Source organism: Polaribacter batillariae (genome assembly GCF_017498485.1).
Lineage (GTDB): Bacteria > Bacteroidota > Bacteroidia > Flavobacteriales > Flavobacteriaceae > Polaribacter > Polaribacter batillariae.
In genome coordinates, this window is record NZ_CP071795.1 from 3,826,037 (window position 1) to 3,849,375 (window position 23,339).

The 23,339-nt window shown below is 31.5% G+C and carries 15 protein-coding genes; 6 read left to right on the top strand and 9 right to left on the bottom strand.

What is annotated here, in order from left to right:
* Positions 1–98: 98 nt before the first annotated feature.
* The 5 genes from JL193_RS16785 to JL193_RS16805 form a co-directional block, all read right to left on the bottom strand.
* Positions 99–1,664: a hypothetical protein gene (locus JL193_RS16785; RefSeq protein WP_207971856.1), complete on the bottom strand. Its 1,566-nt coding sequence runs from the start codon at positions 1,662–1,664 to the stop codon at positions 99–101.
* 4 nt (positions 1,665–1,668) lie between these two features.
* On the bottom strand, positions 1,669–3,261 hold the full coding sequence (locus tag JL193_RS16790) for a peptide chain release factor 3 (protein ID WP_207971857.1): 1,593 nt from the start codon (positions 3,259–3,261) through the stop codon (positions 1,669–1,671).
* 438 nt (positions 3,262–3,699) lie between these two features.
* On the bottom strand, positions 3,700–4,101 hold the full coding sequence (locus tag JL193_RS16795; protein ID WP_207971858.1) for a hypothetical protein: 402 nt from the start codon (positions 4,099–4,101) through the stop codon (positions 3,700–3,702).
* Complete coding sequence (locus JL193_RS16800; protein ID WP_207971859.1) at positions 4,101–4,490, bottom strand: hypothetical protein; 390 nt, start codon at positions 4,488–4,490, stop codon at positions 4,101–4,103. The genes JL193_RS16795 and JL193_RS16800 overlap by 1 nt, the downstream gene beginning before the upstream one ends.
* 160 nt (positions 4,491–4,650) lie before the next feature.
* Entirely contained in the window at positions 4,651–4,824 is a 174-nt protein-coding gene (locus tag JL193_RS16805; RefSeq protein WP_207971860.1) for a hypothetical protein, read from the bottom strand.
* Between the two features lie 17 nt (positions 4,825–4,841).
* Here JL193_RS16805 and JL193_RS16810 point away from each other — a divergent pair, with 17 nt between their 5' ends.
* Both JL193_RS16810 and JL193_RS16815 read left to right on the top strand, forming a co-directional pair.
* Complete coding sequence (locus JL193_RS16810; protein ID WP_207970461.1) at positions 4,842–5,153, top strand: transposase; 312 nt, start codon at positions 4,842–4,844, stop codon at positions 5,151–5,153.
* 26 nt (positions 5,154–5,179) lie between these two features.
* Positions 5,180–6,049, top strand: coding sequence for an IS3 family transposase (locus JL193_RS16815; RefSeq protein WP_243456875.1), 870 nt, complete (start codon positions 5,180–5,182; stop codon positions 6,047–6,049).
* Positions 6,050–6,091: 42 nt separating this feature from the next.
* Here the strand turns inward: JL193_RS16815 and JL193_RS16820 are convergent, their stop codons facing one another.
* Positions 6,092–6,490 (bottom strand): hypothetical protein, encoded by a 399-nt coding sequence (locus JL193_RS16820; RefSeq protein WP_207971861.1) that lies wholly within the window; start codon positions 6,488–6,490, stop codon positions 6,092–6,094.
* Between the two features lie 2,272 nt (positions 6,491–8,762).
* On the opposite strand from JL193_RS16820, the gene JL193_RS16825 reads away from it, so the two are divergent.
* Positions 8,763–9,734, top strand: a complete 972-nt coding sequence (locus tag JL193_RS16825) for an IS110 family RNA-guided transposase (protein ID WP_207970637.1) — start codon at positions 8,763–8,765, stop codon at positions 9,732–9,734.
* A gap of 44 nt (positions 9,735–9,778) precedes the next feature.
* Here the strand turns inward: JL193_RS16825 and JL193_RS16830 are convergent, their stop codons facing one another.
* Positions 9,779–10,729, bottom strand: coding sequence for an FRG domain-containing protein (locus JL193_RS16830; protein WP_207971862.1), 951 nt, complete (start codon positions 10,727–10,729; stop codon positions 9,779–9,781).
* A gap of 3,258 nt (positions 10,730–13,987) precedes the next feature.
* A complete protein-coding gene (locus tag JL193_RS16835; RefSeq protein ID WP_207971863.1) occupies positions 13,988–16,546 on the bottom strand; it encodes an ATP-dependent Clp protease ATP-binding subunit in 2,559 nt (852 codons plus the stop codon).
* 262 nt (positions 16,547–16,808) lie between these two features.
* On the opposite strand from JL193_RS16835, the gene gyrA reads away from it, so the two are divergent.
* Together gyrA and JL193_RS16845 are read left to right on the top strand one after the other, a co-directional pair.
* Positions 16,809–19,352 carry a DNA gyrase subunit A gene (gene gyrA / locus JL193_RS16840; RefSeq protein WP_207971864.1) on the top strand — a complete coding sequence of 848 codons (2,544 nt, stop codon included), beginning with the start codon at positions 16,809–16,811 and terminating at the stop codon, positions 19,350–19,352.
* Between the two features lie 24 nt (positions 19,353–19,376).
* Positions 19,377–20,630 carry a tetratricopeptide repeat protein gene (locus tag JL193_RS16845; protein WP_207971865.1) on the top strand — a complete coding sequence of 418 codons (1,254 nt, stop codon included), beginning with the start codon at positions 19,377–19,379 and terminating at the stop codon, positions 20,628–20,630.
* A gap of 937 nt (positions 20,631–21,567) precedes the next feature.
* Here the strand turns inward: JL193_RS16845 and JL193_RS16850 are convergent.
* Positions 21,568–22,578: a hypothetical protein gene (locus JL193_RS16850; RefSeq protein WP_207971866.1), complete on the bottom strand. Its 1,011-nt coding sequence runs from the start codon at positions 22,576–22,578 to the stop codon at positions 21,568–21,570.
* Positions 22,579–22,812: 234 nt separating this feature from the next.
* Here JL193_RS16850 and JL193_RS16855 point away from each other — a divergent pair, with 234 nt between their 5' ends.
* On the top strand, positions 22,813–23,304 hold the full coding sequence (locus JL193_RS16855) for a DinB family protein (RefSeq protein WP_207971867.1): 492 nt from the start codon (positions 22,813–22,815) through the stop codon (positions 23,302–23,304).
* The last annotated feature ends 35 nt before the right edge of the window (positions 23,305–23,339 follow it).

The following is a 23,339-nucleotide window of genomic DNA, read 5'->3' on the forward strand; positions in this document are numbered from 1 at the left end:
TGTTTTTGTCTCCTCGAGCGCAGTCGAGAGGTTATTTACAATAGTTTTCGACTGCACTCGAACGAACATTTATTTATATTCTGATAAGTTTAAAATATTTATTTTTTCGCATTTAAAAGTGAGAATCCATAGCTTAAACCAACATTTATATTGGATGAATTTACGTTTCCAAAAGGCGACCACATTTGCCCGCCAGAAACATGAAAAGATAAATCGTCATTTGCATGGTAATTGATTCCTGCAGTTGGTCTTATAAGTACACCTTCGCCAGAATCTATTCTTCCACCACCAGCAACACCAGCAGCAGCTTCTGCAAATAAAGATAATTTATTATTTGCAAATTTATTACTGTTAATACCCAAACCAAAAATTCCGTGTGCATAACCACCAGATTTCCCTAAATAAGCAAAAGAAGCTTCTCCTGCTAAATAAAATCTTTTGTTTAAATCGTACTGAACTTTTAAGGCTATTAACTGTAAATCGCTATCAGGAATACCAAATTTAGCAACATCAAAATAAGTTTGATTTTCTGCACTAATTCGCAATCCTTGTGTTTTAATTTCTTTGATTTCTTCTCCGGTAAAAGGGTCTTTAATGCCACCACTTAAACCATAGTATTTTAGGCTAAAACCAGCAGTATATGCTTCAAAAGTGCCGCCAATTGCCCTGTGATAACCTCCATGAACGCTTAAACCAAATTTTTCTGTAATTCTTAAATCAGCTCCTATGTTTGGGTACATTGTTAAACCACCTTCTTGATAAATTCTTCCACCAGCAGCCCCAATTCCCATTTTTCCAAAAAGATTAATTCTATTGGTTAAGTTAAGGTTTTTACCTACACCAAAAAATAAATCCATAAAACCAGCAATTAATCCACTATACATGGCATCTACATGTGCATAAATAAATGTATTGCTTGTTAAGTAGCGTTGGTACTCGAAACCTAAAATAGATAAGGTATTATTAATAGGTTTGTTTCCTTGAAATGAATCTGTTCGCGAGTTACCGAAAGGAAAAAAATAATCAAACGTTACTTGTTGCACACTTTTTACAGCGGGTTTGATCCAAAACTCTTCTTTAGATTTAGTGTTAACCACAAATTTTTTTTGAATATCTGCATAAGAAGCTGTTCTTAAAGTAGAAGGAATTTCTACGAAAAACGACACATTATCATTTTTTATAAAACCTGTAAAAAAGTTAACGTTACCATATTGTACACCAAAAGAGTAGTTGTTTTTCTTATATTGTAAACCAATGTTCGAATACAATATACCACCACCATCTACTAAAACTCTGTAACCACCACCACCACCAAAGTGAATATTTGCATCAAAATATAAATTTTTATAGATTTTTTTATTGATGCCCAAGTTTAGCCCTAATGTAAATAAACCACCTTGATCTCCTGTAAATGCTGCATGGAAACCAGCACCTGTGTAAAGCCAATCGTTTATAGGAATATTGTAATTTAATCCAATAAAACCCATTGTTGGTCTTAGTTGATAATTACTATAAATATTTAATTCATCAGGCATGTGAACAAGAGTATAGTTTAAACGGATTTTATTACTGAGTTCTTTTACCTTTAAATTCGTGAAAGTGTTTTCTTGAGAAAAAACAGAAATAAAGGATAAAATTGAAACCAAAAAAACTATTTTTTTCATAATTCTATTTTTTAAACTCACTTGTAAAATGCAATTTTACAGAAGGGTATTTACTTTGTGTCATTTGAATGGTAAATTCCGAATCTGCTAAAAATACCAATTGGCCTTGTTTGTCTTTTGCTAAATAACGTTGTTTTACGCGTTTAAAGTCTTTAAATTCTTCGTTTTTGGGGTCTGTAGCTTCTACCCAACAAGCTTTGTGGACTTGTAGATTTTCGTAGGTACATTTTGCCCCATATTCGTGTTCTAATCGATATTGAATGACCTCAAATTGAAGTGCGCCAACTGTACCCACGATTCTTCGTCCATTCATTTCTAAGATAAATAATTGGGCAACACCCTCGTCCATTAATTGGTCTAAACCTTTGTACAATTGTTTAGACTTCATTGGGTCTGCATTGTTTACATAGCGAAAATGTTCTGGAGAAAAACTTGGTATTCCTCTAAAGTTCAGTTCTTCGCCTTCCGTTAAAGTATCTCCAATTTTAAAGTTTCCGGTATCGTGAATTCCTACAATGTCGCCAGGGAAAGACTCTTCTACGATTTCTTTTTTCTCGGCAAAAAATGCATTCGGACTCGAAAATTTTACTTTTTTGCCATTTCTAACGTGTAAATAAGGCGAATTTCTTTTAAAAGTTCCAGAAACTACTTTTATAAACGCCAGTCTATCTCTATGTTTAGGATCCATATTTGCATGAATTTTAAACACAAAACCCGTCATTTTTTTCTCTTTGGAATCCACCAAACGTTCTTCTGCTTTTTTTGGCTGTGGAGAAGGGGCAATTTCAATAAATGCATCCAATAATTCTTTAACTCCGAAATTGTTTAATGCAGATCCAAAAAATACAGGTTGAAGTTCTCCTTTTAAATATTCATCTTGATTGAAAGGTGGATATACTTCATCTATCAATTCTAGTTCTTCACGCAAAGTATCTGCTGGTTTTTTACCAACAGCTTTGTCTAATTCTGTACTAGAAAGGTCGTTAAATTCAACTCCTTCTGAAACAGTTTGCTTTTTATCTCCAGCAAATAAGTTTAGTTTTTTCTCCCAAATATTATAGATGCCTTTAAAATCGTACCCCATTCCAATAGGAAAACTCATAGGAGTAACTCGCAAACCTAATTTTTGTTCAACTTCGTCTAATAAATCGAAAGCATCTTTACCTTCTCTATCTAACTTATTGATAAAAACCAACATAGGTATGCTTCGCATTCTACATACTTCTACTAATTTTTCGGTTTGTGGCTCTACACCTTTAGCGACATCAATTACCACAATAACACTATCTACAGCTGTTAAGGTTCTAAAAGTGTCTTCGGCAAAATCTTTGTGCCCAGGAGTGTCTAAAATGTTAATTTTTTTGTTTTTGTAAATAAAAGCTAACACAGAGGTGGCTACAGAAATTCCACGCTGACGCTCAATTTCCATAAAGTCGGAAGTTGCTCCCTTTTTTATCTTATTGTTTTTTACAGCTCCAGCTTCTTGTATGGCACCACCAAAAAGTAATAATTTTTCTGTTAGTGTCGTTTTTCCTGCATCTGGATGCGATATAATACCAAATGTTCTTCTGCGTGCTATTTCTTTTAAAAAACTCATTTACAAATTTTGAGGTGCAAAGATAGGTTTTATTCTATAATTTTTATAATGAAATTAAAGGGATGAAAAGGATGATTTTAAAGAAAATATGAAGGGACAGATTTTATGGATTATTGCACAGATTTTCACGGATAATGATGCAGAAACTCTTGATAGCATGTTTTTCTTTGGAGAAATAAAGAGATTTAACCACAGGTTTTTTAAAAAAATAATGCGTAAAAACCTGTGAAATATATGTCAATTTTTTTTTTAAAACTCTATGAAACAAGCCGCAAAAATCCGTGAAAATTTGTGAAATCCGTATTAAAAAAAAACTAAAAATCTTCTAAAACCTCAATCGTCATTTTAATATTTTCTTCTGGTCATTCCGGTACTTTCGTAAAAAAATAATGAGTTTTTACTTGTTTTTTACCACAGTACTTTGTTGTACACCGTTTTTTATTCAATTATTTCTTTCGTAGGCATTTTAAAAATCCAAACTCCTAAAACTATAGTTAATGAATAGATTAAAACCCAAACTGTTTGGTCCGACCATCTTGTTACAAATCCATTGTCAACAATATAGAAAGTCAACCAGACGGATAAAAAAGAATATAAACTCAAAATTATTTTATTTTTCCAAATAGATATATCCGAGTTTAGTCTTCTCTGTATTAACCAAAAAATCATCATTGCTGGTATTGAAAGAAACAAACCGAAGATTATCATTAAAAATATCATTTCATATGAATTCAAAATTTCGTTTAATTCAGATTTGTTGATTATAAGCCCTAAAATAATAGCTAATAATAATGGCGAACTTATTACTGTAAACAACCAAATTTGAATTGTATATTTCATTAATAATTTTGTTTCCTATTGATAATTTGAGTCACATATTTTCTATGGTTTTCAAATCCATTTTTATCAGGATTTTCCAAGTCAATCATTCCATCGATTCCAGAATCGTAAATCTGCCAATTATGTTTTTTAGCTAATTCAATCAATTCATAAAGTCCATTCTCTCCATATAATTGAAGCATAAAATTGCTTGATTTTTCTTTGTCTGTAACAAAGTCAATTGTAAAATCTATTCCGATTATTTCTCTGTGATTTTCGTCTTTTTTTATTTGGTCAAATGAACTTTCCAAAATTCCACAAAAATCAGTCGGTTCCAATTGGTTTTCATCCAATTCCGCAATCGATTCTATTTTTTGTTTTGAATTAAAAAGTACAATATCCCAACTCATTTTCTTGGTTTTCTTAAATGGTGTACAACGTTTCTCGTATAAGATTAGTTGCGTTTTTGTGCTCGAGGATTTTCCGAAGGAAAATCAGAAGTAGCAAAAATGCAACTCACTTTGATTAAGCATTAAAATAGCAATTAATTTTATACAGTGTTAGCAAATGTTATTTTTCTTTCCAATAATTCAATTCTCTATAAATTATTGAATCTTTATCGTTTTTCCAATTTAGTTGAATTTCTAATTTACTTTTTTCTTTAGAAATTTCGTTTATGATTTCAATATAATTACTTCCGTACTTTAGCCCCTTATTAATTCGGAGTGATATTTTAAATTTCAAATAAATATATTTGAGATATGAAATACAAGAAATGGACATTAGCACAGAAGTTAGAAATACTATCAGTTTCAGAAGAAATCGGCATTGTTGAAGCCTGCCGAAAATACAGTGTAAGCACAGGTACTTTCTACAGTTGGCGGAAAAAGTTTGAGCACAAAGGTGAAGCTGGTTTAAAAGTTACCTATGACACTAAAAGCAAAGAACTTAAAGAAGCCGAACAAGAAAATCGTGTTTTAAGAAAATTACTAAGCGATAGAGAAATAGAACTTGAAGTGCAACGAGAACTTTTAAAAAAAAAGTTTGGAACGTCCGATCCAAGAAAGATCTAGTAGACGCTATATATAAAAAACATAAAATTAGCAAGAGTAAGATTATCAAAATGGTAGGTATTGTGTCAAGTAGCTATTATAGAAAGCCTAGTGGTGGTAAAAAAGGAAATAAGCCAACTAAAGAGACCTTTCACAAGACTAAAGGCCTGGTATTGCAGGATGACGTAGTTGCAGCTATTAAAGAGGTTTTAAAGGATGAATTTATAGATTGTGGCTATAGATTAATGACCAGTTATTTAAATAGAGACGGCTATACTATAAACCATAAAAAGCTATATAGAATTATGAAGGAAGAAGGTCTGTTGAAGCTTGACAATAGGATAGATAGAAGTGGTTCTGGACGTAAATTTGTAAAGTTTAGAAAGGTTTATACTTCTAGACCTTTGGAGTGTTTAGAGATGGATATAAAGATGGTTTGGATACCAAGTGTAGGTAAAAACGCTTATTTACTCTCGGTTATTGACGTTCACACACGTAGAATATTGAAAGACTATTTTTCCTTTAATATCAAACAAAATCACGTAATAGCGCTATTATCTGCATTGTTTGAAGATTGTGATTATCCCAATAATGTAGTTATTAGGAGTGATAATGGCAGTCAATTTATAGCAAAAAAAGTGCGTGAATATTTAGGATTAATCGGAGTACAACAAGAATTTACACACATTGCGACTCCAGAAGAGAATGCACATATTGAAGCATACCACGGAATATTAAAAAAAGAAGTATTCAAAAGGTTCGATTATCAATATTTTGGAGAAATAGAGCAAATACTAAAACGCTACGTGAAATTTTACAATAATAGAAGGATCCATGGTCTATTAGGACGAATAACTCCAATGGAAAAATGGAGTCAAGATAAACACCTTATTAGAAGAAATAAATTAACAGCTTAATTAATAATCGAAATTTAAAAGATTACTCTTGTTTTATAGGGGTCAAAACATTCCGTATTCACTCAATTTTTGGTTGAGAAATTTATATCTATACTTTTTTAATTCAGAATTTAATTCGGCAATTTGCTTATTCGAGATTTTCAAAGAACGGATTTTGTCATAATCTTTCTCTCCTTTAATATTTAATGTATCTAAAAAGTAATCAAAACCTTTTGCGACAACATTATTCCAATCATCAATATAGATTTGATAATAGTTTCTCAATCTTCCTTCTTTTTGACGTAAATTAAACCATCCACATCCAGCTGATATTGTATCGCAACCATCTTTCACGACTTCTCTAATTGAAATATTAAATTGATTGTCAAAAGCATTATAAGTAGGTGAGGGCTTGCAACTATTCAGAGCGATAAAAATTAAAATAACAATAATCTTTTTCATTTTTTTATTCTTTTAACCAGTTTGAGTGGTTTTCACAATATTTGCCAACGTATTTGTTTATGGAAAGTTGCGATTTTGTCTGCGAGGAATTTCCGAAGGAAATTCAGCAGTAGGCAAAAAAGCAACTAATTTTGATAAGGCTAAAAGTAGCAATTTTTTATAAGCGGTGTTGGCAAATGCGTGTTTTTATGTTTTTTTCAACGTTTTTTTTATTTTCCGCAAAGATTTTAATTCCGCATTTTGCTTAATTCCGAAAACGTTTTAAACTCAAAAATTGAGTAAGAATTTCGCGTTTAATTTTTTCAGAGTTTGAGTAAATTCACACGTTTTACAATTCCAACTATTTGCAAAATTCCGCCTGAATTTTGCGGGCGAGAGAGTGTTCCACATTTTAAAAATTCCTTTTTCTTTCGTTTTAAAATTCAGAGTTTAAAATCACAATTTTGATAAAAAACCAGGCTTAAAGGGCTTATGCTTTTTTTGCGCAAATCAGCAGTTTTTGCTAACGTATTTGTTTATGGAAAGTTGCGATTTTGTCTGCGAGGAATTTCCGAAGGAAATTCAGTAGTAGGCAAAAAAAGCAACCAACTTTAATATGGCTAAAAGTAGCAATTTTTTATAAGCGGTGTTGTAAAAAGCGGGTTTAATTTTCCGTAATTTATTTTTCAGCTTTTAAAATTCTCACTTTTTCATTCAGTTATAAATTCCGTTTTGAGTGATTTTTTCACGCTTAGAATTTTTCAGATTTTGTTCAATTCCGCCAACTTTCTAAATTCAGCGTTTGAGTAAGCATTCCGCCAAAATGATTTTCAGGATTTGAGTAAAATTTCTTTAGTATTTGATTTTCAGTATTTTATAGTTTTAATCGTTTGCAAAATTCCGCCTGAATTTTGCGAGCGAGAGAGTGTTCCACATTTTTGGATTCAATTTTTTTTTCAGATTTCGAAACGGTAAAAAACTAAAAGTTATTTTTAAACAACTGATTTGTTTTTGGCATGATTCAGCCAGTTTTTTACAACGTATGCGTACATGGCAAGTGAATAGCGAAGCTCATTTGCTATGTGCGCTGTTGTGTGCAGTAAATATAGCAATTAGTTGGCTAATTTCATATTTACGTAGTCAGTCAAACGCTACGATAATTCGCTTTTCATATCTTATTAGTTTATTTTTTTATGAACTTTATACCAACTGTATAAGGTTACGTCAAAAAATAATCGGAATTCATTCTCTCTACCTTTTACTTTTTAAATCACTAAAATTCAATCTTTTATTTGACTTTCTCAAAAAAAAACCGTAATTTACAAACTTAATAACGTTTCAACGTTTTTGATAGTGTAACTCTCACACGATGTAATCGATAAGTTTGTAAACCGAAATTTCCTTCTAGTCAATTTCCGAATTGATTTAAAAAGTAAAACATTCCGCTTCTAAAAATTCCGAATAGTAAATATGAAAAAGCAAAAAGTTTGACTTATTGCTCACAACGTATTTGTTTATGGAAAGTTGCGATTTTGTCTGCGAGGAATTTCCGAAGGAAATTCAGTAGTAGGCAAAAAAGCAACCAACTTTGATAAGGCTAAAAATAGCAATTTTTTATAAGCGGTGTTAGCAAATGCGTGTTTTTATGTTTTTTTCAACGTTTTTTTTATTTTCCGCAAAGATTTTAATTCCGCATTTTGCTTAATTCCGAAAACGTTTTAAACTCAAAAATTGAGTAAGAATTCCGCCTTTAATTTTTTCAGAGTTTGAGTGAATTCACACGTTTTACAATTCCAACTATTTGCAAAATTCCACCTGAATTTTGCGAGCGAGAGAGTGTTCCACATTTTAAAAATTCCTTTTTCCCTCGTTTTAAAATTCAGAGTTTTAAATCACAATTTTGATAAAAAACCAGGCTTAAAGGACTTATGCTTTTTTTGCGCAAATCAGCAGTTTTTGCTAACGGTTTTGTATATGGCACGTTGCCATATTAATAGTTTTATATTATTCAGTCGTAACTGAGGTTTATTAGTAGGGGAGAGTTTAAAGTTAGCCAAATTTTGGCAATGTGTTATATACGTCTTAAGTTTGTAATTCATTAAATTTGAACATAATTAAGAAAAGACAAAAGAGAGGAATAAGGTTAATATATACGCAGAAGCATAGACTTCGTCAACATTGAAAATCCCCTCTCTTTTCTACACAGATTTCGTACAGTTCTATGAGGCTTTTAGACCTCGCTTTTAAGTCGTTGAAACTCGCGTAGTATGTCCTTTCGTAAAAACATTTATTTATGAATAAAGATATTAAATATTTTGGAATAGACATCAGTCATTTATTTTTTGATGTCACAGATTCAGATGGCAATTATTACCAGTTTAAAAACAATTTAACAGGCTTTAAAAAGTTTGTAAAATTATTAGATTTAAAGAGTCATTGCGTGATGGAAGCTACCGGTTATTATCATTACCAATTAGCCTATTATTTACAAGAAAAAGGTTTTAAATTATCGGTAGAAAATCCATTATCGGTAAAACGTTTTATTCAAATGAAATTGTCTAAAATAAAGACAGATAAGAGCGATTCTAAACTAATTTGTGAGTATGCAAAGCAGGTTAAATTAAAGTTGTGGAAAGGCAATTCTAAACATCAGCTGGAATGTTTACAAATGACAAGAACCCTTTCAGCATATACAAAGCAGAGCACTATGCTGAAAAATAAATTACATGGCGAAGCCGTTTTAGGTACACCAAGTAAATCTGTTGTGAGGTCTTTAAAACGCAGTTTAAAACATGTTGAGAAAGAAATAAAAACGATAGAAGAAGACCTATTAATTTTAGTAAAAGAAGTTCATAACGATGTTTTAACACGTTTAAAAAGCATCCCAGGCATTGGTCCCAAAACCTCTTTAATGTTAGTAGTTTTAACCGATGGATTTGAGCGTTTTACGAGTGGTAGTGAATTGTGTAGTTATGCAGGTCTAACGCCAACAATTAGACAAAGTGGTAGTAGTGTAAAAGGACGATCGAGAATAAGTAAAATAGGGAATCAAAAACTAAGAAATTTATTGTTTATGTGTAGTTTTAATGCGTGCAAATACAACAAGGCTTGTCGAGATCTTTATCAACGAATCGTAGCCAAGGGAAAGAGCAAAAAATTAGCCTTAATCGCAGTCTGTAATAAACTACTAAAACAGGTCTTTGCAATAGCAAAATCAGGATTAATATATGATGAAAATTATAAAAGTACTTTCGTAAAAAATTAATGAGTTTTTACTTGTTTTTTACCACAGTACTTTGTTAGGCAACGTTACTTTTCGAGCGTCAAACTATTCAAAATTCCATTGTTAGTTACAGATTTTCTAAAATCCGCCATATCTGGATATATATGATTTTTATTAATTCCCATCTCACTCAATTTTTCTTTAATTGCGGGGATTAATGATTTGTGAATATTATAGCAACCGCTAAATGTTCTTACGGTCATTAATTTATCAAATTTCTCTTGTCCCCATTCTTTAAGAAGAAAGTCAGTATATTCTTTATAAGTCCTTTCAAGAGGGTACCAAGGATGATTGTTGTAAAAGAATAGGCCTTCTTGATTTATAATATTCACACTATTCATAATTTGATATAATTCTTCATCAGGAAGAAGTATTGCCATATCGTTTTCATCAATTTTTTCATAGGTAATATCTACTTTTTTTAGATTTTCGTCAAAAACATATTTCCAGCTCTCGAATACTGTGGAATTTGTAAATGTGTAGTAGAAGGAAAAATAATTGTCAATTTCTTTGTCACTAGGTTTATAAACCAAACCGTCTATTGCAAAAAATAATGCTACGTAAGGATTATAGGAATAATCGAGTAATGGCGTAGGTACGCCAAAATGTTGCATGTAGCTTAAATAGGCTAATGCGTTGTTGGGATCAATTCCAGTACTTTCTAATAATCTTTCAATTACACCATTGTTCCATGATCTACAAATTTTAATCAATTCGGTGATGAAATCTCGGTAATGTTCTGCGATACTATCAGATGGCACTTGTTTATGTAATTCTTGCTGGATATAAATTCTTTGAGCTGAATTATAAAGTCGATACTTTGCCTCACTACATCCTCTAAAAACAAAATTTGTTCCCTCGCTTTTGAATTTTTCTATTTCGGCAAAAATTTTATTTATGTTGTGATTGATTTTACTCCCTCCATTGACAAAAAACTCTTCTTTCTCTTTAATTTCAGAATATTCTTCTAATTGCATAATGTTTGTCAAAATGTTGCCTAACGTATTTGTTTATGGAAAGTTGCGATTTTGTCTGCGAGGAATTTCCGAAGGAAATTCAGTAGTAGGCAAAAAAAGCAACCAACTTTAATATGGCTAAAAGTAGCAATTTTTTATAAGCGGTGTTGTAAAAAGCGGGTTTAATTTTCCGTAATTTATTTTTCAGCTTTTAAAATTCTCACTTTTTCATTCAGTTATAAATTCCGTTTTGAGTGATTTTTTCACGCTTAGAATTTTTCAGATTTTGTTCAATTCCGCCAACTTTCTAAATTCAGCGTTTGAGTAAGCATTCCCCCAAAATGATTTTCAGGATTTGAGTAAAATTTCTTTAGTATTTGATTTTCAGTATTTTATAGTTTTAATCGTTTGCAAAATTCCGCCTGAATTTTGCGAGCGAGAGAGTGTTCCGCATTTTTGGATTCAATTTTTTTTCAGATTTCGAAACGGTAAAAAACTAAAAGTTATTTTTGGAGAACTGATTTGTTTTTGGCGCGATTCAGCCAGTTTTTTACAACGTATTTGTTTATGGAAAGTTGCGATTTTGTCTGCGAGGAATTTCCGAAGGAAATTCAGCAGTAGGCAAAAAAGCAACTAATTTTGATAAGGCTAAAAGTAGCAATTTTTTATAAGCGGTGTTGGCATTTCGTAGTTTTTTTTAGTTTATAATTCTGTTTTTTAGTGATTATTCCGCCAAGTTTTTGATTCAGCATTAGAATGAATTTTCCGCAATTCTGATTTTCCGCATTTACTCAATTCTGCAAGTTTCTTAAATTCAGCGTTTGAGTAAGCATTCCGCGAAACTGATTTTCAGGATTTGAGTAAATTCAAGCATTTTTTAGTTCATTTTTTCTCAATTTCTCAAAATTTTGCGAGCGAGAGAGTGTTCCGCATTTTTCAGTTTTTCTCATTAAAATTCAAGTTTTTCCAAACTATAAATTCACTTTTCGGAGTTTGAATGGGCTATGAATGCCAACGTATTTGTTTATGGAAAGTTGCGATTTTGTCTGCGAGGAATTTCCGAAGGAAATTCAGTAGTAGGCAAAAATGCAACTAATTTTGATAAGGCTAAAAGTAGCAATTTTTTATAAACGGTGTTAGCAAATGCGTGTTTTTATGTTTTTTTTCAACGTTTTTTTTATTTTCCGCAAAGATTTTAATTCTACATTTTGCTTAATTCAAAAAACGTTTTAAACTCAAAAATTGAGTAAGAATTCCGCCTTTAATTTTTTCAGAGTTTGAGTGAATTCACACGTTTTACGATTCCAACTATTTGCAAAATTCCGCCTGAATTTTGAGAGCGAGAGAGTGTTCCACATTTTAAAAATTCCTTTTTCTTTCGTTTTAAAATTCAGAGTTTAAAATCACAATTTTGATAAAAAACCAGGCTTAAAGGGCTTATGCTTTTTTTGCGCAAATCAGCAGTTTTTGCTAACGTATTTGTTTATGGAAAGTTGCGATTTTGTCTGCGAGGAATTTCCGAAGGAAATTCAGTAGTAGGCAAAAATGCAACTAATTTTGATAAGGCTAAAAGTAGCAATTTTTTATAAACGGTGTTAGCAAATGCGTGTTTTTATGTTTTTTTTCAACGTTTTTTTTATTTTCCGCAAAGATTTTAATTCTACATTTTGCTTAATTCAAAAAACGTTTTAAACTCAAAAATTGAGTAAGAATTCCGCCTTTAATTTTTTCAGAGTTTGAGTGAATTCACACGTTTTACGATTCCAACTATTTGCAAAATTCCGCCTGAATTTTGAGAGCGAGAGAGTGTTCCACATTTTAAAAATTCCTTTTTCTTTCGTTTTAAAATTCAGAGTTTAAAATCACAATTTTGATAAAAAACCAGGCTTAAAGGGCTTATGCTTTTTTTGCGCAAATCAGCAGTTTTTGCTAACGTATGCGTACATGGCAAGTGAATAGCGAAGCTCATTTGCTATGTGCGCTGTTGTGTGCAGTAAATATAGCAATTAGTTGGCTAATTTCATATTTACGTAGTCAGTCAAACGCTACGATAATTCGCTTTTCATATCTTATTAGTTTATTTTTTTATGAACTTTATACCAACTGTATAAGGTTACGTCAAAAAATAATCGGAATTCATTCTCTCTACCTTTTACTTTTTAAATCACTAAAATTCAATCTTTTATTTGACTTTCTCAAAAAAAAACCGTAATTTACAAACTTAATAACGTTTCAACGTTTTTGATAGTGTAACTCTCACACGATGTAATGTTATTAAGTTTGTAAACCGAAATTTCCTTCTAGTCAATTTCCGAATTGATTTAAAAAGTAAAACATTCCGCTTCTAAAAATTCCGAATAGTAAATATGAAAAAGCAAAAAGTTTGACTTATTGCTCACAACGTATTTGTTTATGGAAAGTTGCGATTTTGTCTGCGAGGAATTTCCGAAGGAAATTCAGTAGTAGGCAAAAAAAGCAACCAACTTTAATATGGCTAAAAGTAGCAATTTTTTATAAGCGGTGTTGTAAAAAGCGGGTTTAATTTTCCGTAATTTATTTTTCAGCTTTTAAAATTCTCACTTTTTCATTCAGTTATAAATTCCGTTTTGAGTGATTTTTTCACGCTTAGAATTTTTCAGATTTTGTTCAATTCCGCCAACTTTCTAAATTCAGCGTTTGAGTAAGCATTCCCCCAAAATGATTTTCAGGATTTGAGTAAAATTTCTTTAGTATTTGATTTTCAGTATTTTATAGTTTTAATCGTTTGCAAAATTCCGCCTGAATTTTGCGAGCGAGAGAGTGTTCCGCATTTTTGGATTCAATTTTTTTTCAGATTTCGAAACGGTAAAAAACTAAAAGTTATTTTTGGAGAACTGATTTGTTTTTGGCGCGATTCAGCCAGTTTTTTACAACTAGTTATATCCAAACAAATATATGTTTTTTTTAATTATAATACGGGATAACACAATATTTCTATTGTTTTTATTTACATTTTTTGTTTGCTGTAAAGCAACATCTAACGGATTTTGAATGCTTATTAAATCGAAACAATTTCATTAAAGAATTAATGTCGTTTATTATGTTTTTTGGGAACACATTCAATTTAGTAACTTTTGAATTTTTTGTTTATAAGGCGATATAAAAACAAGTCTAAATAATAGAAAAGTAGAATGTTTGCTTTTGTAAAGAAAATGAGCTCGATAACTACCGAGCTCATTAATTATTCGTTGTTCAACTTTTTATAACGTTGTACATTTTTGTGTTTGAAATGCACTCTTCTTAAGATTCTTTTTCTGTTCTTGTTTCTGGTTTTTTCTCGCCTTTTTCGATGTTAATGGTTAGTAAGTTCTTTTCTTCATCTAAATCCATCGTAATTGTATCGCCTTCCGAAAGTTTAGAGTTTACAATTTCTTCTGCCAAAGCATCTTCGATGTATTTTTGAATGGCTCTTTTTAACGGTCTGGCACCATATTTTTTATCGAAACCTTTATCAGCAATATAATCTTTTGCTTTTTCGCTTAAGTTTAAAGTGTATCCTAAATCGGAAATTCTATGTAATAATTTATCCAATTCAATATCTATAATAGAGTGGATGTCTTCTCTTTCTAAAGCGTTAAAGACAACTACATCATCGATTCTGTTTAAAAATTCTGGTGCAAAAGATTTTTTTAGTGCACTTTCAATAACAGATTTCGCATGGGCATCTGCTTGGGCTACTTTTGTAGCTGTACCAAAACCAACACCACCACCAAAATCTTTTAATTGACGTGCGCCAATATTAGAAGTCATTATAATAATGGTATTTCTAAAGTCGATTTTACGACCCAAACTATCAGTAATATGTCCATCATCTAAAATTTGTAGTAACATATTAAATACATCTGGGTGCGCTTTTTCAATCTCATCTAACAAAACAACAGAGTAGGGTTTTCTGCGAACTTTTTCTGTTAATTGGCCACCTTCTTCGTAACCAACATAACCTGGAGGCGCTCCAATTAAACGAGAAATCGCAAATTTTTCCATATATTCACTCATGTCTATTCGAATTAAAGAATCGTCTGAATCGAATAATTCGCGCGCTAAAACTTTGGCTAACTGTGTTTTACCTACACCTGTTTGTCCTAAGAAAATAAAAGAACCAATGGGTTTGTTTGGGTCTTTTAAGCCAACTCTATTTCTTTGAATTGCTTTTACAACTTTGGTAACAGCTTCATCTTGCCCTATTACTTTTCCTTTAATCATTCCAGGAAGTTCGTGTAAACGATGGCTTTCTGCTTCTGCAACTCTATTTACGGGAATTCCTGTCATCATAGAAACGACTTCTGCAACATTGTCTTCTGTAACGATTTCTCGATTTAGTTTAGAATCGTCTTCCCATTGTTTTTGGGCAGAATCTAATGCGGCTTCCATATTTTTTTCGTCGTCTCGTAACTTAGCTGCTTCTTCGTATTTTTGTCCGTTAACAGCTTTTGTTTTTTTCTCGCGAATAATTTCTAATTGTGTTTCTAATTCTAAAACTTGTTTAGGAACCACAATATTGGTAATATGAATTCTAGAGCCTGCCTCGTCTAAAGCATCGATTGCTTTGTCTGGTAGATAACGATCTGTCATATACCTATTTGTTAGTTTTACACAGGCTTCTAAAGCTTCGTCTGTATAATTTACATGATGGTGTTCTTCGTACTTTCCTTTAATATTCTGTAATATTTGTATGGTTTCTTCAACAGAGGTAGGATCTACAAGTACTTTTTGAAAACGACGCTCTAAGGCACCATCTTTTTCGATATTTGTTCTGTACTCGTCTAAAGTAGTAGCTCCTATACATTGTATTTCTCCTCTTGCAAGCGCAGGTTTTAACATGTTAGAAGCATCTAAAGAACCTGTAGCTCCGCCAGCACCAACAATGGTATGTATTTCATCTATAAAAAGAATAATATCGTCGTTCTTTTCTAGTTCATTCATTAACGCTTTCATACGTTCTTCGAATTGGCCACGGTATTTTGTACCTGCAACCAAACTTGCTAAATCGAGAGATACCAATCGTTTGTCGAACAAAACTCTAGAAACTTTACGTTCTACAATTCTTAGTGCGAGACCTTCTGCTATGGCAGATTTACCAACACCAGGTTCACCAATTAACATTGGGTTGTTTTTTTTACGCCTACTTAAAATTTGCGAAACACGTTCAATTTCTTTTTGTCTTCCAACCACAGGATCTAGTTTTCCGCTTTCGGCTAATAAAGTTAAATCTCTTCCAAAATTATCTAAAACGGGTGTTTTCGATTTTTTAACCGATTTTCCTTTTTGAGATTGCTCAAAGGGATTTAGTTTTTCGGATGCAAACTCATCGTCAGAAGAGGTTTCTGCAATTGGGTTTGTAGGCAAATCTACATCTTCTACATGCAATTGTTTGTACAATGCTTTTGCTTCGTCGTAGTTTACGTGGTATTTATGAATTAACTTTGTAGTTGGGTCGTTTTCGTTTCTAAGGATGCAAAGTAATAAGTGGGCAGTGTCTATCGAATCGCTTTGATATAGTTTGGCTTCTAAAAACGTGGTTTTTAGCGCTTTTTCTGCTTGTCTCGTTAAATGCAAGCTCTTTTTTTCTGTGGTTTCTGTAAAAGCAGGATTTGCAGGGTTTAGTTGTTCTAACTTTTTACGCAATAGAGTGGTATCTACATCAAATGCAGTTAAAATTTCCATTGCTTTTCCTTCTCCTTTTCTTATTAAACCTAATATTAAGTGTTCTGTTCCAATAAATTCGTGCCCTAATCTTAGCGCCTCTTCTTTACTAAAAGCAATCACATCTCTAACTTTCGGTGAAAAATTATCGTCCATATTTTTATCTTATTGATGTAAATTTAGTCCTTTTTTTTGTAAAAAATTACAAAAAAGATGCCAAGACTGTATATCTGACAGTTTGACTTCGAAACTAAATTATAAAACAATTGAAAGTCAGCCAAATAAAATACTGTTAAAAATTATTAATAAATGTTGATAACTCTCTTTAATTGAATGGGTGGAAATCTTTGTAAATAATAAGAGAAATGCTATCTTGCCTTGTTTTAAAAAAATGACTAAATATTAATAGAAAATATATATGGCAGACGGAGAAAAGTTAATTCCGATTAATATTGAAGAGCAGATGAAAGCTGCATACATCGATTATTCGATGTCAGTAATTGTTTCAAGAGCATTACCAGACGTAAGAGATGGTTTAAAACCCGTACACAGAAGGGTTTTGTACGGAATGCATGAATTAGGAGTTAAAGCGACAGGTTCGTATAAAAAATCAGCAAGAATTGTTGGAGAAGTTTTAGGAAAGTATCATCCGCATGGAGATACTTCTGTGTACGATTCTATGGTACGTATGGCACAAGATTGGAGTGTACGTTATATGATGGTAGATGGTCAAGGAAACTTTGGTTCTGTAGATGGAGATTCGCCTGCAGCAATGCGTTATACAGAGGTGAGAATGCAAAAAATATCGGAAGACATGTTGGCTGATATTGATAAAGATACTGTAGATCACCGTTTAAATTTCGATGATACTTTACAAGAACCCACTGTATTGCCAACTCGCATTCCAAACTTATTGGTAAATGGCGCCTCTGGTATTGCAGTAGGAATGGCCACAAACATGGCTCCACACAATTTAACAGAAGTAATTAACGGTACCATCGCCTATATTAATAATAACGATATAGAGATAGACGAATTAATGCAACATGTAACTGCTCCAGATTTTCCAACAGGAGGAATTATTTACGGTTACGATGGGGTAAGAGATGCTTTTCATACAGGACGTGGACGTATTGTAATGCGTGCAAAAGCAATTATCGAAGAAGTAAAAGGGCGTGAGTGCATTATTGTTACAGAAATTCCTTATCAAGTGAACAAAGCAGATATGATTAAAAAAACTGCAGATCTTGTTAACGAAAAGAAATTAGAAGGTATTGCAAACATTCGTGATGAATCTGATAGAAACGGAATGCGTATTGTATATGTTTTAAAACGAGATGCAATTCCGAATATTATATTAAATAAACTATTTAAATACACACAATTACAAACTTCTTTTAGTGTAAATAATATTGCATTGGTTAATGGAAGACCAGAGCAGTTGAATTTAAAACAATTAATTCATTATTTTGTAGAACACAGGCACGAAGTTATTGTTCGTAGAACAGAATTTTTATTAAAGAAAGCAGAAGCTAGAGCCCATATTTTAGAAGGTTTAATTATTGCTTCAGACAATATAGACGAAGTAATTAAAATAATTAGAGCTTCTAGCAATGCCGACGAAGCAAGAGAAAGTTTAGTAAAGCGTTTCGAATTAACAGAAATTCAGGCAAAAGCAATTGTAGAAATGCGTTTGCGCCAATTAACAGGGTTAGAGCAAGATAAATTACGTGCAGAGTACGACGAAATAATGCTAACAATTGCAGACTTAAAAGACATCTTATCTAACGAGCCAAGACGCTACGAAATTATAAAAGAAGAATTAGTACACATTAAAGAGAAATATGGAGACGAACGCAGATCTAAAATAGAATATGCTGGTGGAGATATGCGTATTGAAGATATGATACCCGATACAAAAGTTGTGGTAACCATTTCGAATGCAGGTTACTTAAAACGTACAAATCTCGATGAATATAAAGTTCAAAATAGAGGAGGAAGAGGACAAAAAGGTGCCACTACCAGAAATGAAGATTTCTTAGAACACTTATTTGTAGGAACCAACCACCAATACATGATGTTCTTTACGCAGAAAGGAAAAGTTTTTTGGATGCGTGTTTACGAAATACCTGAAGGTGGTAAAAATACCAAAGGTAGAGCCATGCAAAACTTAATTAATATAGAGCCAGACGATTCTGTAAAAGCATTTTTGGTAACGCAAGATTTAAAAGACGAAGAATACATCAATAATCATTATGTAATAATGGCAACAAAGAAAGGTCAAGTTAAAAAGACTTCTTTAGAGCAATATTCTCGTCCAAGAACCAACGGAATTAACGCAATTACCATTAAAGAAGGTGATGAGTTATTAGAAGCAAAACTAACAACAGGAGATAGCCAAGTAATGTTGGCATTAAAATCTGGTAAAGCCATTCGTTTCGAAGAAGCAAAAACAAGACCCATGGGAAGAACCGCTTCTGGTGTAAGAGGAATTACTTTACAGCACGAAAACGACGAAGTTGTAGGAATGGTTGCCGTAAACGATATGGAAAGTAATATTTTAGTTGTTTCGGAAAAAGGATATGGAAAACGTTCTAATTTAGAAGATTACAGAATTACCAATAGAGGAGGTAAAGGCGTAAAAACTTTAAACATTTCAGAAAAAACAGGCAATCTAGTAGCTATTAAAAATGTAGATGATTCGAACGATTTAATGATTATTAATAAATCGGGTCTTACCATTAGAATGGCTGTCGAAGATTTAAGAGTTATGGGACGTGCAACACAAGGTGTGCGTTTAATTAAAATTAAAGAAGACGATAGTATTGCTGCAGTTGCAAAAGTAATGCACGAAGAAGAAGAGGCAGAAGAAGATGCTTTAGAAAACTCTAAAAACACCACTAATTCCGAAGGCAAAACAGAAAATGGCACGGATATTGAAAATAACACAACAAAAGAATAAGAATAACAAATAAAAACGAACAAAATGAAAAAACAAATCATAGCGCTTTCATTAGGATTAATGTCTGTGATAACATTTGCTCAAAAGAAAGAGCTAAGAACTGCCGAAAAAGCGATTAAAAAACAGCAATTTAATGAAGCGTTAAGTGCAATTAATTCTGTAACAGGAATGCTTGCAGATATGGATGCCAAGTATAAATCTAAATATTATTTTTTAAAAGGACAAGCTTTAGCAGGTAAAAGTAACTATGAAGGTGCAGCAGAAGCTTTTAATGATTTAATGTCTTATGAAAAAGAAATCGGAAAAAATAGATACTCTAAAGAAGCTCAACCCATGTTAAACGATTTGGTACAAAAAGTTTCTAACCTTGCGATTAATTTATACAATAAAGATAAAAATTATAAAGAAGCCGCAAAACAATTTTATCTTACCTATAAATTAAGCCCTAAAGACACTGCTTTTCTTTACAACGCTGCAGTTAGCGCATCTTTAGCTAAAGATTACGACACTTCTTTAGAATATTATAAAGAATTAAAAAATGTTGGATATACAGGCATCGAAACACAATACTTGGCAACGAACAAAGCATCTGGCGAAGTAGAAAATTTAGGATCAAAATCTAATAGAGATGCTATGGTTAAACTAGGTCAATATACAAACCCAACCAGCAAAGTTTCTGAATCTAAAGAAGCAGAAATTGTTAAAAACATAGGTTATATTTATGTTAACCAAGGAAAAACAGAAGAAGCAATTACTGCCTTGAAAGAAGCAAGAAAATCAAATCCAAAAGATATTAACTTGCTATTAAATGAAGCTCAAATGTATATTAAGCTTAAACAAATGGATAAGTTTGGAGCATTAATGAAAGAGGCTGTTGAATTGGATCCTACAAACCCAACATTATTTTTTAATTTAGGTGTTGTAAATGCAAATGAAAATAAGGAAGACGAAGCCATTAAATATTATAAAAAAGCAATTGAATTAGACCCAAATTATGGAGATGCTTATATGAATTTGGCAGTAGCTATGTTAAGTAAAGAAAAAGAAATTGTAGAAGAGATGAATAAAAATTTATCTAACTTTAAAAAGTACGACGAATTACAAGAAAAGCAAAAAGAATTGTACAGAAAAGCATTGCCTTTTTTAGAAAAAGCAGATGAAATTAGCAGATCTGAAGATACAGTACGTACGCTACTAAATATTTACGATACTTTACAAATGGAAGATAAGGCGAACCCTTTAAGAGAAGTTTATAAAAAAATGAGATCTGGTAACTAATTTCAATTTTTCAAAATAAAAACAGTACTCAAAAAAACTGTTTCAACATAAAAATAGGAGGGTTTTTAAAACGCTCCTATTTTTTTTACCCTTACTTTATTCTGAAAAAAAAATTAATAACCGTTTATAACTTGAAATTACTCTAATAAAAAATAATGTTTTTTGAAGATGAGTGAAAGATGAGTGAAAAAAAGGATTTTTTATTACGGTAAAATCATTTTGTGTTTCAGTTATTGAAGGGAAACTTTACTTCAAACTCAAAAAGAAAGCATTTTAAAAAAAACTCAAATCTGTTTTTGAAGAAGAACAAGTGGATTGGTGGAGTGAAATGACTAAAGAGGAACAAAAAGAAATCAAGACGGGTTTAAATCAAACTAACAAAAGGAAATATAAAGCTAATGAAACAGTAATGAAACGCTTTGATAAATGGCATTAAAAATCGTTTGAACATCATAGGCAGAAAATCGATTAAATAGGGTTTTGAATTATTTAGAAAAAGAATGGACAATAATGGAAATTCTGAATTTAGAAAAGAATCTAAAATGAACTTTTAAACAGAATTAGTAAATATCCTAAAATTTGTTTTCAAACTGGAAAATTTAATAATATTCACAAAAGATTGGTTGATAAAAATAATTATATAATCTACAGAATTCAACCAAAAAAGAAAGTAATTGAAATCATTAATTTTAAAGGAAAGTGTTAGTGTCAACAAAAAAATGGACATTGCCTATTAGAAATTGGGGTATCATTCTTAACCAATTTTTGGCTATATTTGAAAACAGGATTAAACTATGAAAAATTTAATCCTGTAATTTCTAACTTACACACTTTATGGGAAAGTGTTTCAATAGATTAAAAAAAAGGGTTCAACTTTAAATAAGTTAAACCCTTTTGACATTTTAGTTATACACTTTTTAGGAAAGTGTCTAATGTTTTAATTTCTATTTGTACTTCTTCTTCGTGTTGTAGAATTGTTATTTTCTCTTTTTTTATCGGCAATTTTTCTTTGAATTCTAGTAGCTATTTTTGTTTTTGGTTTTACTTTTTTTCTTGTTTCAGAAACCCTTCTAGAGTTTTTATGAACAGTTTTTCTGTTTGGTAAAACTGTAGTGCCTCTTCTGTTAGGTACAACTGTAGAGCTTCTTCGTACATTCGAATTTGTAATGTTACCAACAGTATTTTTAGAGGCTCTTCTTCTCGAAGTAGAAGTTGCATTTCTCTTTCTATGAGTATCTAATGTTCTTGTTGCATTCGATTTTCTGTAAGAAATATTTTTACGTTTGTTGTATGTCTTGTTTCTGTTTATAGAAACTGGTTTTCTTCTTTTTAAAATTTTATTTCTATTTCCAATTTTAGCATTTCTATTTGCTTTGTAGTAAAAGTACCTACTATCTTCTCTAAATTTTGTATAATTTCTTCTAAAGTCGTTTCTATAGAAATAAGCATCATTATAATTACAAACAGTTCCTAAGCTTAGGTTAATATTTACACCATTGTAATAATAGTATTCGTTTTTTACATTTCCATAAAAAGTAGGGTAACCACGTCTGTTATAGACAACTTTTAAGTTGCCAACATTGGTTAAGTTTCCTCTGTAATATCTAAGAAAAACACTTCCAATTCTAGTTACATTGCCATAAATATCATAATTTATAAAAACGTTTCCTACACGCCTAACTCTTCCTCTATAATCTCTATCGATTCTAACGCCATTTGTAGAAAATCGTCTTCCATTATAATCGTAATAACTCTCGTTATAATGTGTATTAAAATCGAATTCTCCATTTAAAAACACAAAGAACTCTATACCACGTTCTGTAAAATTTACGGAATTGTCGTAAGAATAATTTACCCTGTAGCTGTTTGGTAGTAAGTTGCCATTTTCGGCTTCAACAGTAGAAACCATCATGAACATCGCTAATAATATAAGTATACCTTTTTTCATAATATATGGTTTTAAAGGGTTTTGCCTACTCTAATTGCTTTTCGGCTTTCGCATTTGGTTTATAAGTTTTCAAAGAACGTGCCAAAAAAATATACATATCGTAAAAAATATGAATATTTATTCGTTTTAATATATTTATTAGGCTGATTTTTAGATTGTTAATTATTTTTTATATTCAGAAAGAACTTGTAAATTTATAAACGTTTTTACGACTGTAAAATAAAAAAACAATATATGATTAAAGCTATTGAGCAAAACCTACAAAGGGGAATAAATTTATTACATAGTTTAACAGACGAACAATATAACAATACTTCAGTTGCACCTTACCATTCGAGCATTGGTTGCCACACACGCCATATTTTAGACGTGTTTTCTTGTATATTTAATGGGTTAGATACTAAAGAAATAGATTTAACAAAAAGAGAAAGAAACGAATTGGCAGAAAAATATACCCATGTGGGAATTGATTATTTTAATACAATAATTAAAAAATTAAGGAGTTTAAAAAATACCGACCTAAATAAAGAGGTGGCAGTAACAGACGATTTAGGTTTAGGAAATGTAACCATAAAAACGACTCTCGCCTCGATTTTAGTACAAGCGCAAAGCCATACAACGCACCATTATGCCACAATTGGTTATTTGGTGCATCATATAGGAGTTCAGTTACCAGAATCTGGTTTCGGATTTAACCCAACAACTCCCCAAAAGTTAAATGTTTAAAAGGGTTTTTGTAAAACATTAACACTTTTTAATTG

Coding starts and splice junctions, on each gene's coding strand:
- JL193_RS16850 (WP_207971866.1), bottom strand. CDS start 22,578: ATGAAAAAAGGTATACTTATATTATTAGCGATGTTCATGATGGTTTCT.
- JL193_RS16790 (WP_207971857.1), bottom strand. CDS start 3,261: ATGAGTTTTTTAAAAGAAATAGCACGCAGAAGAACATTTGGTATTATA.
- JL193_RS16785 (WP_207971856.1), bottom strand. CDS start 1,664: ATGAAAAAAATAGTTTTTTTGGTTTCAATTTTATCCTTTATTTCTGTT.
- JL193_RS16830 (WP_207971862.1), bottom strand. CDS start 10,729: ATGCAATTAGAAGAATATTCTGAAATTAAAGAGAAAGAAGAGTTTTTT.
- JL193_RS16795 (WP_207971858.1), bottom strand. CDS start 4,101: ATGAAATATACAATTCAAATTTGGTTGTTTACAGTAATAAGTTCGCCA.
- JL193_RS16835 (WP_207971863.1), bottom strand. CDS start 16,546: ATGGACGATAATTTTTCACCGAAAGTTAGAGATGTGATTGCTTTTAGT.
- JL193_RS16825 (WP_207970637.1), top strand. CDS start 8,763: ATGAATAAAGATATTAAATATTTTGGAATAGACATCAGTCATTTATTT.
- JL193_RS16845 (WP_207971865.1), top strand. CDS start 19,377: ATGAAAAAACAAATCATAGCGCTTTCATTAGGATTAATGTCTGTGATA.
- gyrA (WP_207971864.1), top strand. CDS start 16,809: ATGGCAGACGGAGAAAAGTTAATTCCGATTAATATTGAAGAGCAGATG.
- JL193_RS16855 (WP_207971867.1), top strand. CDS start 22,813: ATGATTAAAGCTATTGAGCAAAACCTACAAAGGGGAATAAATTTATTA.
- JL193_RS16820 (WP_207971861.1), bottom strand. CDS start 6,490: ATGAAAAAGATTATTGTTATTTTAATTTTTATCGCTCTGAATAGTTGC.
- JL193_RS16800 (WP_207971859.1), bottom strand. CDS start 4,490: ATGAGTTGGGATATTGTACTTTTTAATTCAAAACAAAAAATAGAATCG.
- JL193_RS16810 (WP_207970461.1), top strand. CDS start 4,842: ATGAAATACAAGAAATGGACATTAGCACAGAAGTTAGAAATACTATCA.